Origin of the sequence: Asaia sp. HumB, from assembly GCF_030263835.1 — a bacterium.
GTDB lineage: Bacteria > Pseudomonadota > Alphaproteobacteria > Acetobacterales > Acetobacteraceae > Asaia > Asaia bogorensis.
Map to the genome: position 1 here is coordinate 1,271,071 of NZ_JARPML010000002.1, position 12,058 is coordinate 1,283,128.

Genomic DNA, 12,058 nt, shown 5'->3' on the forward strand with positions numbered 1-12,058 from the left:
GCCCGATCAAGAGGGCCGCGTCGTCCTTCTTTCACAATGCCTCCTCCCGCGCCTGTCTTTTGCGGGAGCGGGCCTGAGGAGGTTCGATTTGCTGTCACGTCGTCACGCTCTCACTCTTGGTGCTGCGGGATTCTGCGCGCCGGCCTTTGCCTCGCGCTCCTTCGCGGCCCCGTCTCTGGCGCCAAAACCACTCGTCTTTTCTCATCGCGGGGCTTCTGCCTTGCGGCCCGAGCACACGCTGGCCTCTTACGCCAAGGCAATGGAAGACGATGCAGATTATATCGAACCCGATCTGGTCATGACGAAAGACGGCGTGCTGATCGTGCGCCATGAGAGCAATATTGCCGATACCACCGATGTTGGCTCGCGCCCCGAATTTGCTGCCCGCAAGCGCAGCCTGACCATTGACGGGCAGAAAGAGACCGGTTGGTTCACCACCGATTTCACCCTCGCCGAACTCAAGACCCTGCGGGCAAAAGAGCGCCTGCCGCAGCTTCGCCCGCATAACACGCGCTATGACGGGCATTTCGATGTGCCGACCTTTGAAGAAGTGATCGATTTCGTGGCCGGTGAATCCGCCGCGCGTGGCAAGGTGTTCGGACTCATCCCCGAAATCAAGAACTCCACCCATTTCCACAGCCTCGGTCTGGACCCGGAAACCACATTCCTGCGCACCCTCGCAGCGCATGAATATACCCGCCAGGCCCCTCTGGAACTCCAGTCTTTCGAGACCACCAATCTGCGAGCGATCAGTGACAAGACGCGCGCCATCAACCCCCAGGCGCGGGTCATGTTCCTGATGGGTGGCCCTGACCAGACACCGCCCGATCTGCTGGGCAAAAGCGATGCAAAAAGCTTTGGCGATTTCATGAAGCCGGAAGGCCTGCGCGAGATACGCCACTTTGCCGATGTGATCGGCCCGTCCAATACCGATCTGATCCCGCGCAAACCGGACGGCTCGTGGGGTACGCCCACATCGTTGATCACCGACGCTCATGAAGCCGGGCTGCTGGTTCATTCCTACACGGCGCGCCCTGAGAACTATTTCCTGCCGAAGGAACTGCGCGATGGGGGCGCGCTGAACGCCCGCAACCCGCAAGGCATGATTGCAGAGGTGAAGCGCTATCTCGATATGGGACTGGACGGCTTCTTCACGGATGACCCGGCCCTTGGCCGACTGGCAGTCGATACGGCGGGATGAGCCGATAAGTTGATCCGGCGCAAACTTGCCTGCGTTGGACAGGTCATGCAGGGTTTGCGCCCTGTATATCCTGCCCTCATGATGGAGAACTCCCTTGGCCGCGCACGATCTGTTTCCCGGTAAAGCCTTCGACGCCTTCCTGTTCGACATGGATGGCACAATTCTGACCTCCATCATCGCAGCAGAGCGCGTATGGACCCTCTGGGCCCAGAAGCACGGTCTGGATGTCGAGAAATTTCTTCCCACGATTCATGGCGTTCAGACCGTCGAAACCATACGCCGTCAGAAACTGCCGGGCGTCGATCCGGTCGCCGAAGCGCACTGGATTACCAGCCGCGAACTGGAAGACACGCATGGCATCGACCCCATTCCGGGTGCCACGGCATTTCTGAACAGCCTGCCCGCCGATCGCTGGGCCATCGTCACCTCAGCCTCGCGTGAGCTTGCGCTCAAACGCATCGAGATTGCCGGACTGCCCTTGCCGAAAATCCTGATCACGGCGGAAGACGCCCCCAATGGCAAACCGGCCCCTGACTGCTTCCTGCTCGGCGCGCAACGTCTGGGCTTCGATGCCAAAGACTGCGCTGTATTCGAGGATGCCCCTGCCGGGATCAAGGCAGGCGAGGCCGCAGGCGCCAGTGTGGTGGTAATCACAGCCACCCATACCCATGAAGTGGATGTGCCCCATCCCACTGTGCCGGGTTACGAGGCCCTCAAGGCCCATCGTCTGCCCGATGGCCGCCTGTCCATTCTGGGCGACAACGCCGGCTGAGGCAGTCGGGAAACAACCATGTCTGTCATCACCATCGCCGCCGCCCTGTTGCATGACGGGGCGGGCCGTCTTCTGCTGGTACGTAAACGGGGTACGCAGGCCTTCATGCAGCCAGGCGGCAAGATCGAGCCAGGTGAGACCCCGTTGGCGGCGCTTTTACGCGAAATCGACGAGGAGCTGGGCATCCAGCCAGAGGCGCGTTCGTGCCACTTCATCAGGCAGATCGAAGCCCCGGCGGCCAACGAGCCAGGCCATGTCGTACGCGCCAATCTGTTCGCCCTGCCCTGGTCCGGCCCCATCATCATCGCCGCCGAGATCGAGGAGGCGTGCTGGGTCACCCCCGAAGAAGCACAAGGCCTGATTCTGGCGCCTCTCACGCGTGAATACGTCCTGCCTCTCCATGCCAGCCTCTCTTGAAAAAAGACGGCAGCATTTCTACTTCTCCCTGCAAATCGGTGCCCTTGCGGCACCATCACAGTCTTGAGGGATCTCCATGACCGAAAACACCGAAAAAGATCAGGTCCAGGGCGCCGAAAAGCATGAATTCAGCGCAGAAGTCGGGCGTCTGCTCGATCTCGTGGTTCATGCCCTTTACTCCGAGCGCGAGATCTTTTTGCGTGAGCTGGTGGCCAACGCCGCCGATGCTTCCGACAAGCGTCGTTTCGAGGCGCTGACCGATGCCGCCAAGGCTCTTCCGGCCGACGCTGCCATTCGCATCCACCCCGACAAGGATGCCCGCCTGCTGACCATCAGCGATAATGGCGCAGGCATGAGCCGCGAGGATCTGGCGAGCAATCTCGGCACGATCGCACGCTCCGGCACACGCGCTTTTGGCGAGAAGCTGAACAGCGCAAAGCCGGAGGACCGCCCCAGCCTGATTGGCCAGTTCGGCGTCGGCTTCTATGCCGCCTTCATGGTGGCCGACAAGGTGGACGTGATTTCGCGCCAGCCAGGCTCCGAGCAGGCGTGGCAGTGGTCGTCTGATGGCAAGGGTGCCTACACCATTGCGCCTGCTACGCGCGAGCAGCCCGGCACGGACATCATCCTGCACGTCAAAACCGATGCCGACGAATTCCTCGACGCCTGGCGCCTGCGCTCGATCATCCGCAAATGGGCCGACCATATTTCATGGCCGATCACGCTGCGCGAGGGTGAGGAAGACAAATCGGCCAATGAAGGCACGGCCCTGTGGCGCAAGTCGAAATCCGACATCACGCCCGAGCAGTACACCGAGTTCTATCGCCACGTTGCCCATCAGTTCGACGAGCCCTATGCAACCCTGCACTGGAGCGCGGAAGGCACGACCGAATTTACGGCGCTGCTGTTCATTCCCGGTGCGCGCCCGTTCGACTTCATGGAGCAGTCGCGTGAGAGCAAGGTGCATCTCCATGTGCGCCGCATGTTCATCACCGACGAGGCCGAGCTTCTGCCGGCCTGGCTGCGCTTCGTGAAGGGCGTTGTCGATACCGAAGACCTGCCGCTGAACGTCTCTCGTGAAATGCTGCAATCGACCCCCGTGTTGCAGCGCATCCGCAAGGCCGTGACCAAGCGCGTGATGACCGAAATCAAGAACCGCGCCAAGGACACGGAAAATGCCGAATCCTTCGGCACGTTCTGGGAAAATTTCGGCCCGATCATCAAGGAAGGTATCTGGGAGGATTCCGAGCATCGTCAGGAGCTCGCTGCCCTGTCGCGCTTCCGTTCCACGGCGTCTGACGATCCGACCACGCTCGATGCCTATCTGACGCGCATGAAGCCGGGTCAGGAATCGATCTACTACCTGACGGGTGAAAACGCCGAGGCGCTGGCTGCCTCGCCACAGCTTGAAGGGTTCCGTGCCCGTGGCATCGAGGTGTTGCTGCTCTCCGATCAGGTGGATGGTTTCTGGCCCGATCGTCTATCTTCCTATGAAGACAAGACCCTGAAATCCATCAATCAGGCTCACGGCGATCTTGAGAAGTTCGAAGCCCCGACGCCGGAAGGCGAGGCTGCGGATCTTGAGAAACTGACCCCTGCGCTCAAGGAAGCCCTCGGCGAGGACGTGAAGGATGTGCGCGGCACGGTGCGTCTGGTTGGCAGCGCCGTGGTGATCACGAGCGAAGGCGGTCCCGATCTGATGATGCAGCGCCTGATGCGTCGCTCGGGTCAGGGCATGCCCCCCGCAGCGCCCATCATGGAGATCAACCCGCATCACCCGCTCATCCGTGATCTCGCAGCACGGGTGGAGAAAGGTGAGAGCGTGGCCGATTTCGCCCGCGTTCTGCTGGATGTCGCCCGTATTCAGGATGGCGAGACCTTGCCCGATGCCGCCGGTTTTGCGCAGCGCCTGACCGCCATGCTGACGAGCGCTGCCACAGCCTGAATTGTCACCGCCGATCACGAGGCGCCGAACCCTTGATACCGGCGGTCGGCGCCAGTCATCAGTGCAGGCATGACATCACGTTGAAAAAGGCCCGGACCCACAATCCGGGCCTTTTTTCGTAGTCGCTTGCGAAACATCCCCCCATCCAGCTCGGCAAAGGCGCCGAGGCTGAGCCTTGCACGCCCCGCATCGGGCTGGACCACGCAAAGGCGCAACTTCCTCCCCGCCGGACGAGTTCTCTCTTGCCAGCGGGCAGGCGTTTCGCCCGTCCGGCAGGAGGGATCTTGATCATGACGCAAAGCAGTTTTCACCCGACCAAGGAAATGGCCTCGGCGGCGCGCCACGGTCTCAAATTGCGCGAGAAATTCAATCGCGGCGGGACAGAAGCCGGTGTCAAACGCGCCGAGCAACTGGCCGAACAGAAGGATCTGGATGAGAGCGACCTCAAATCCATGCACAGTTTCTTCGCCCGCCATAAATCGGACCAGAAAACCAAGACCCATGAATGGGGATCGGATAGCGACCCCTCTGCCGGCTATATCGCGTGGCTTCTCTGGGGCGGGGATCCTGCGCGCGACTGGGTTGAACGCAAGATCGCCTCACTCGACAAATAAGCCCTGTAACAAGGCGCCGCGAGCCCAAGGGCGCTATCCCTGTTAGGCAGGGCGCACCGCGCTCCCCTGGCGGGCCAGCCGCATCAACACGATTGTCAGGCCGAGCGCTACAAGAGCAACGCCCCAGTTGACGGCATCGGTCTGTCCGCCCCTGAACAGAACGATGGCTACCAGCGCAGCATGAGCGAATGTAGCCAGCCAGAGCATGAGGGCCTCACCCCATGCGAAGGGCAACGCACCCAGCATCATCACCCAGAACACACCGTGATAAAGCCGGAATGCTCCGCCCTCACTCAAGGGGTGGGGAAGCACCAGCGAGACACAAAGCAGAAGGGCAATGGCTGTCATGCAGCCCGTGCAGCAACCGGTCGTCAGGCGGGACAGAAAGCGGGTTCCGCGCGTATCTGTCAGGCACCCCGTCGCCTTCTCCTTACGTCGGCGCACCGCAATCCAGAGCTTGCTGCCCGTATAGAACAGAAACGCGCCGGCGAAACCGAGAACGAGATAGGTCCAGCGTATCGGCGCCCCCCCGTAGCTGCCAAAATGCAGGGCAAAGAAACTGGTCAGCGCTGCAAACCCTGCCGACTGGTACCCCGGCAGATAAGCGCTCCACAGGATTTGGCCCGTATAGGGGTCGAATGTTGCAAACCCGCTGGTGGGACCCCGCATGACATGGGCGGGATCATGCCCTGAAACGCGCAAGACCGGGCCTGAACCGGGCGGCCCACCAGGGCGCGTGGAATAATCGAGCGTGTCAGGCACAAAACCCGGTGCGGTCTGGGCCAAATGCCGCAATATCTCTGCCGGAGCCAACAACACGGCCCCCTCTCCCGCGTGAAGCGGTGCAACCATGCCACCCATGCCCCGCCCACCGCCATGCCCCGCACCATGACGACCATGCGCGCTTGAACTCTGGGCATGGGAGAGAAACTCACCCTGCACCGTAAAAATCACGTCGTGGAAAGCAAAGACAACGGATGTCAGGGCCATGACGATGTGAAACGGCAAGGAGCAGAACCCGAGCAGATTATGCAGGTCCAGCCATTTGCGTCTGACGCTCCCCACCAGCCGCACGGCAAAAAGCGCCCGTGCCAGGGCCGGGATGAAAACGATGGTCCCTGACACCAGAGCCAGCGCATAGGCCAGCGCGATAAACCCCATCACGATCATGGCGGGCTCATGCGGCAAGGGTAGCCCCATGCGCTGATGAATCGTGTCAATCAGCTGGGCGACGGGCGAGGGTTTATGCGTTGTGGTTACAAGACCGCCCTGCGCATCGAGCGCCGCCAGCATCATGGCCGATGACCCGTGGCCATGATGCCCTTGGCCCAGTGGCCATACCAGACGCGCCGGATGGGTGGCATCGGGGCTGACAACAATGCTGTACTGGCGCCGAGCCTCAGGATAGACGGCAAAAGCCTTGTCGAGCAGATCCGGCACATGCTCGATGGAAACGGGGGCGGGCAGGTCGGGCCGGGGTGTCAGCCAGGATTCGAGCGCTGGCTCGAACATGCTGATGGCACCCGCGTAAAAGGCGATGAACAGGAAGAGCCCTGCCACCACACCGACCCAGCTATGAACCTCACGATAGACCGCCACGATATCAGCGCGCAGTTTCATGGCTGCTCACCCCCGAAAAACCCGGCAAGCAGCGTGTTGGCCAGCCATAGCAGACAGGCAATCCAGCCAAGGCCAAACCATGCCCCCAGGCCTGAGCGAAACAGGAAGCACAGGCTGAGACAGATCACCCAGAGCAGCGCCGCCCCCCACATGAGAAACTGCGATGAGAGCATCATCGGATTGCCTGTGGCACCACAGAGATGCCCGGCCAGAACCATTGCCCCCAGTGCCAGTGCAGCACCGGGAATCAAACCGGCCAGCGTCTTGGCGAGCCAGCGGCGATTATCGAGCTTCGCCCCCTTCATGGGCGCACGCCCTTTCGCGCATGAAGCGCAACCGCAAGGGGGAGCAGGCTGAGCACAAGCATCAGCAGCGCCACTGTCATGAAAACCCCGACAAGCCAGTCAGTCGCTGCCACAAACCCGACCAGCGAGAGTAACGAGAACAATGCGCCCGCCCCAAGGCAGGGCCGCGATGGGGGACGCACCCGACACCATTGCTGTTGCCCACTGGCGAGGTAGAAAGCAGCGCCAGCGGCCACGGCCAGACAAAACCCGGCCAGGACCAGACAGGCCGGGTAAAATCCCGCAAGGCCCGACAGGCTTTCCCCGCTCACCAGCGATATTCCAGACGCATGGTCAGGCTTCTGCCCTGACCATAATAGCAGGCAGAGACCGCCGTGCAGGTCGCCACGAAGCGCTTATTGGCGATATTGCGCATGTTGAGCGAGAAAGAGAGGCCATTATAGCGTGGCCGCGCCACGCCGAAATCATAGCGCAGGAACATGTCATAGAGCGTATAGCCGGGTATGGAGAGCGTATTGGCCGTATCGCCATAGGAATGGCCCGTATAGCGCACGCCACCGCCAAAACCGGCACCGCGCATCGGTCCATGCAGCAGGCGCTGATCGACAAAAAGCGAGGCCATCCATTTCGGGGCCTGAGGCATATAATTGCCAATCTGCGAAGCCGTGTTCGATTCCGTAATTTTGGCAGCGCTGCGCGTGCCGGTGAAAATAACCGCCATATCCCAGGGCAGGGTCGCACGGCCTTCAAGTTCAAGACCACGCACACGCATCTCACCCGTCTGCACAAGACATGTGGCCGTGCCGCAAAGCTGGCCGTTCGGCGCAGGGGTCGTCACATTCTGCTGCGTGATCTGATACCCGCCAAAGGTGACGTAGATGCTTTTTCCGTACTGGTAACGCAGCCCGGCCTCATACTGGTCGCCTGTCGTCGGCTTGAAAGGCTTGTTGTCGAGCGCTGTCGAAGGATCTGACACCTGCGGCTGGAAGGACGTGGCATAGCTGAAATAGGGCGCCAGACCGATTTTGGTGCGGTAAACAGCCCCTGCACGCCATGTAAAGCGGTCATTATCGTTCAGATAGCGCTTTTTAGTCAGAATATTGAGGGTATTGTCACGCGCCCAGTCCTGACGACCGCCGACCGTAATGTAGAGATTTTCGATCTTCATCTGGTCCTGAAAATACAGACCGTTCTGCTGCGATTCCGTGGCGCCATAGACCTGCGGCGCCAGACCGGCCGAGTAACCGGTCGTGCCACGCGCCACCGGGTCGAAGATATTCAGCAGGGGCAGCACAAGCGCCGAATTGACCAGATCGCGCGAGCTTTCCCAGTTTGTGTAGAAATAATCCGTGCCGAACAGCAGCGTATGACGCACCATGCCTGTTCTGGCCCTGACCTCGAGCTGGGTATCTGTCGCCACACCCTGAGAGCGCCCGCGTCCTTCGACAGCCCGTCGATTGACGGTCTGATAGGGCACGCATCCCTTGATGCTGATGGTACATTTCGTCAGCGTATCGCCCGAAAGCACGGTCGAGCGATAAAGGTTATCCAGATAGGTGTAGCGCGTGTTGTTGCGCAGCGTGACGATATTGTTGAAGCGATGCTCAAGGAATGACCCCGTCAGCACCTGTGTGCGATCGAAGGTGTTCCAGTCGGGCTCGCCTATGTTTTCGTCATTACGGATATAGCGCCCCTTGGACGGCACAAGCGTGCCGGTCATGGGCAGGAACTGGAAAGTCGAGCCACCGGTATCACGTTGATACTGCGAAAGCAGCGTCCAGCTCGACCCCGGCGCATAGGCCCAGGTCAGGCTGGGCGAGACATAATACCGCCCGCTATTCACATCATTGACCTGTGTGCCGCCATAACGGGCCACTGCAACGATCCGTCCTCGCACCGTACCGGATTTATTGAGTTTGCCGGAGACGTCACCCGAGGCCTGACCCTGCCAGTTGCCAAGCTTGGTATAGCCGATGGTCTGAAGGAAGAATTCGCCATGCGATTTCTCGGTCGGACGCTTGGTGGTAAGATTGACGATCCCGCCCGGCGCGGTCTGGCCATAAAGCGCGCCAGACGGCCCTTTCAGCACCTCGATCTGCTGAAGAGCGAACGGATCGAACGATGTACGTGTCCATTGCCCGCCGGAAGGCAGACGCAGCCCATCGACAAAATTATTGTTGGACGAAAAGCCGCCTGCCCCGAAGCCGCGCACGGAAACCTCATCCACGCGATTATCCACGCCCGAGGGCTCAGCCTGCACACCCGCCATATAGGACAGCGCATCGGCAATGGTGGGAGAAGCGCGCAGCTCGATTTCCTCACGCGTGACGATCGAGATGGTCTGCGGTGACTCGATAATGGGGGTGCGTGTCTTGGTGGTTGCCCCTGCCTGAGACAGGCCCGTGGCCGAGACGACAATGATCTCGTCAGGTTTTTTCTTTTGAGCGGGCGTCGGTTTTGTCCGCAGGATCGATTGCGGCTGTGTGTCTGCTGCCTGTGCGGTTGTAAGAGAGGTCGCGCCTGCCAGAGCCAGGGCGACAAGACCGGTGATCCTGCGCATTGTTTCAAATTCAACATCATAATGGTGGGCCAATAACTGGCGCTGAATTTGTGCGATTGCGAATCATTGTCAATTCATTAATGTCTTGTGAGTCAGGTTTCGCGGGTCAGGTGACACCGACAAGCCACACTGCTTACACGCAGAGGTGTCGCAGCCTGATCCGAGCAAGCCCGGATCTCCCAATATCCATTCCGGTCGGCTCGGGCACAGATCATGTCTCGAACAAAGCTCGATAAATGCCCCCTTGCCTCTCATTTCGAGCACTGAACAGCATGAATGACCACATGAATACGTTGGGTGAAGGACCAGTCCGTGCCCGACATGCAGACTGCACCGCGCTCAGATGAGACGATTCCTTCTTTCCATTTCGACATGTGTTACCTGAAGACGTGAAACGAATTGAATCGGATAAAAAATAATATCGCAGGCCGTTTGCTGTAACAGAGTTAGCTCTTATGAAATAAGATTTGCTTCAAATGATTTCACATAGACCACATCTTGGGTTTCACACATGTTTAATTATCAACGATGCTGAAATATCAACGATTCTAGCAGTTTTTTCTTAAATTATCCCCAAGAGGCAACTTTTTATCTTGTTGACACAAACAGGGAAAATGTTATCCGTTTCCAAACTTATTGGAATCGGTACGAGATGAAAAAAGTCAGACTGAACCTGGACAAATTTATTTGCCCGCACAAAGCGTCGTGCGATTCCGTCTATGAAGTCGTGAAACGTTTCTACATCGCAAAGAAATATAAGAAGTCTTTGCACCTATCACTCATGGCTTACAAATTATTTGGCAACGCCAAAGACGAGTACCAACATCCAAAATTTCTTAAAGAGGCCTACCGAGCTTCTTTGGAGATTGCGCCTAACTCCAGCCATCAAAAAATCAAACGTATGCTAGCCAGAAATCTACCAAAAGGAGATCAATGCGTTATTATCTTGGCAAATAGAGTAAGAGACAGAAAATATCCTAAGTAATAATTGTATTGCGCTTTCGAGATATATAATAATTGAAGACTGCGTATCCAGTGCACATTCATATATTGTATAAGTCATTGCATGTTTGATCATATGTATGATGCTAAGTATATATCAACTAAAGACTATTAGTATATTATACAAAAATAAATCTTTTCCTGTGTTTTAGAGTGCTACGCCAATAAATCGAGGCATGATGCGTCACTGTTGCGCAGTGCGACTGACAGCATGTTCATGCCAGCACCAGTAAGATCCTTCTCAGAAGAAAGGAAGGCTGCAATGCATATGGCAGTCATTGGCGGCGGATACGTCGGTTTGGTAACCGCTACCTGTTTCGCCGAATTCGGTATCGAAGTCCGCGTTGTTGAGACCCATCCGGAGCGCTTGGCCATGCTTCAGAGCGGTCAAATTCCGATTTACGAGCCTGGATTACAATCGATGGCGGCCGCAAACGTCGCAGCTGGAAGACTCTCTTTTGGCAACAGTGTGAATGATGCCGTAGCCGGTGCTGCGGCAGCGTTCATCGCTGTGGGCACCCCTCCGGATGAGGATACCGGGCGGGCTGACCTTACTAAAGTGATCGAAGCATGCTTGCAGATCGTTCATGCTGCCACCGACTATATCGTCATTACCACAAAATCGACCGTTCCTGTCGGAACGGGGAAAAAACTTGCCAAGCTGGCCCGCGAGGCGCGTCCTGACCTTGATTTCGATATTGCCTCAAATCCGGAGTTCCTGCGTGAGGGCTCAGCGATCGGCGATTTCATGCGCCCCGATCGCGTTGTGATCGGCCTTGAGGCCGGCAAACCAGGAGGCACGTCGCGCGCCGAAGAGATCATGCGACGCCTATATCGCCCACTTTACCTTATTGAGGCGCCAATCCTCTTCACCGATCTCGAATCGGCCGAGCTCATTAAATATGCAGCCAACGCCTTTCTCGCGATGAAAATCTCATTCATCAACGAGATGGCTGATCTGTGTGAAAAAACCGGCGCCAATGTGCACGCCATTGCCCGTGGCGTCGGACTGGACGGTCGAATCGGCACTAAATTTTTGCATGCCGGTCCTGGGTTTGGTGGATCGTGCTTCCCTAAAGACACCTTGGCGCTGAGCCATATAGCTCGCGATGCAGGTGTGCCGTCGCGGCTGGTCGATGCGACGATTCAGATTAACACGGAGCGCAAGAACTCGATGGCTGAGCGCATCCTGGAAGCCATCGGCCACACCAGGCAACAAGGTTGTACCATCGCCATTCTTGGCCTCGCGTTCAAACCAAACACCGATGATATGCGAGATGCGCCGTCGATCCCGATCCTCCATCGACTGCACGAGGAAGGCCTGACCATCAAGGCATTCGATCCTGTCAGCATGTCTGCGGCCAAGCCACTACTACCCGCAGATGTTATTTTTGGAAAAGATGCTATCGAGACGGCAACCGGAGCCGATGCTCTGGTTGTCCTGACTGAGTGGAACGAGTTCCGTGCCCTTGATCCGCGCACTCTGCGCTCGATCATGCACGGCAACACGATTGTCGACCTGCGCAATATCTGGGATCCGCAGGCCATGGCAAAGCACGGGTTCCTTTACCAAAGCGTCGGACGACCAACCCCCTAAAGCCCAGATATCGCACTCAGCAGGC

Annotated in this window: 10 protein-coding genes; 6 read left to right on the forward strand and 4 right to left on the reverse strand. The window is 58.2% G+C overall.

Annotation, left to right across the window (positions count from 1 at the left end; translation table 11 throughout):
• Window positions 1-88 precede the first annotated feature (88 nt).
• From P5689_RS06785 to P5689_RS06805, 5 genes are all read left to right on the forward strand, one after another.
• Window positions 89-1,201, forward strand: coding sequence for a glycerophosphodiester phosphodiesterase family protein (locus tag P5689_RS06785; protein ID WP_023979888.1), 1,113 nt, complete (start codon window positions 89-91; stop codon window positions 1,199-1,201).
• Between the two features lie 94 nt (window positions 1,202-1,295).
• Window positions 1,296-1,973 carry an HAD family hydrolase gene (locus tag P5689_RS06790; protein WP_035440870.1) on the forward strand — a complete coding sequence of 226 codons (678 nt, stop codon included), beginning with the start codon at window positions 1,296-1,298 and terminating at the stop codon, window positions 1,971-1,973.
• An 18-nt stretch (window positions 1,974-1,991) separates the two neighbouring features.
• Window positions 1,992-2,390: an NUDIX domain-containing protein gene (locus P5689_RS06795; protein WP_031241644.1), complete on the forward strand. Its 399-nt coding sequence runs from the start codon at window positions 1,992-1,994 to the stop codon at window positions 2,388-2,390.
• A 76-nt stretch (window positions 2,391-2,466) separates the two neighbouring features.
• Entirely contained in the window at window positions 2,467-4,335 is a 1,869-nt protein-coding gene (gene htpG / locus P5689_RS06800; RefSeq protein ID WP_285532594.1) for a molecular chaperone HtpG, read from the forward strand.
• A gap of 290 nt (window positions 4,336-4,625) precedes the next feature.
• Window positions 4,626-4,949 carry a hypothetical protein gene (locus P5689_RS06805; RefSeq protein WP_023979893.1) on the forward strand — a complete coding sequence of 108 codons (324 nt, stop codon included), beginning with the start codon at window positions 4,626-4,628 and terminating at the stop codon, window positions 4,947-4,949.
• Window positions 4,950-4,991: 42 nt separating this feature from the next.
• On the opposite strand, the gene P5689_RS06810 is transcribed toward P5689_RS06805, so the two are convergent.
• The 4 genes from P5689_RS06810 to P5689_RS06825 are packed head-to-tail and all read right to left on the reverse strand — an operon-like array spanning window position 4,992 to window position 9,434.
• On the reverse strand, window positions 4,992-6,569 hold the full coding sequence (locus P5689_RS06810; RefSeq protein ID WP_023979894.1) for a PepSY domain-containing protein: 1,578 nt from the start codon (window positions 6,567-6,569) through the stop codon (window positions 4,992-4,994).
• Window positions 6,566-6,874 carry a hypothetical protein gene (locus tag P5689_RS06815; RefSeq protein ID WP_023979895.1) on the reverse strand — a complete coding sequence of 103 codons (309 nt, stop codon included), beginning with the start codon at window positions 6,872-6,874 and terminating at the stop codon, window positions 6,566-6,568. Before P5689_RS06815 ends, P5689_RS06810 begins: the two co-directional genes overlap by 4 nt.
• Entirely contained in the window at window positions 6,871-7,185 is a 315-nt protein-coding gene (locus P5689_RS06820) for a hypothetical protein (protein ID WP_285532596.1), read from the reverse strand. Before P5689_RS06820 ends, P5689_RS06815 begins: the two co-directional genes overlap by 4 nt.
• On the reverse strand, window positions 7,182-9,434 hold the full coding sequence (locus P5689_RS06825) for a TonB-dependent siderophore receptor (RefSeq protein ID WP_285532597.1): 2,253 nt from the start codon (window positions 9,432-9,434) through the stop codon (window positions 7,182-7,184). The genes P5689_RS06820 and P5689_RS06825 overlap by 4 nt, the downstream gene beginning before the upstream one ends.
• 1,264 nt (window positions 9,435-10,698) lie before the next feature.
• On the opposite strand from P5689_RS06825, the gene P5689_RS06830 reads away from it, so the two are divergent.
• On the forward strand, window positions 10,699-12,033 hold the full coding sequence (locus P5689_RS06830; RefSeq protein WP_023979898.1) for a UDP-glucose/GDP-mannose dehydrogenase family protein: 1,335 nt from the start codon (window positions 10,699-10,701) through the stop codon (window positions 12,031-12,033).
• The last annotated feature ends 25 nt before the right edge of the window (window positions 12,034-12,058 follow it).

Coding starts and splice junctions, on each gene's coding strand:
- P5689_RS06830 (WP_023979898.1), top strand. CDS start 10,699: ATGCATATGGCAGTCATTGGCGGCGGATACGTCGGTTTGGTAACCGCT.
- P5689_RS06810 (WP_023979894.1), bottom strand. CDS start 6,569: ATGAAACTGCGCGCTGATATCGTGGCGGTCTATCGTGAGGTTCATAGC.
- P5689_RS06825 (WP_285532597.1), bottom strand. CDS start 9,434: ATGCGCAGGATCACCGGTCTTGTCGCCCTGGCTCTGGCAGGCGCGACC.
- P5689_RS06815 (WP_023979895.1), bottom strand. CDS start 6,874: ATGAAGGGGGCGAAGCTCGATAATCGCCGCTGGCTCGCCAAGACGCTG.
- P5689_RS06805 (WP_023979893.1), top strand. CDS start 4,626: ATGACGCAAAGCAGTTTTCACCCGACCAAGGAAATGGCCTCGGCGGCG.
- htpG (WP_285532594.1), top strand. CDS start 2,467: ATGACCGAAAACACCGAAAAAGATCAGGTCCAGGGCGCCGAAAAGCAT.
- P5689_RS06795 (WP_031241644.1), top strand. CDS start 1,992: ATGTCTGTCATCACCATCGCCGCCGCCCTGTTGCATGACGGGGCGGGC.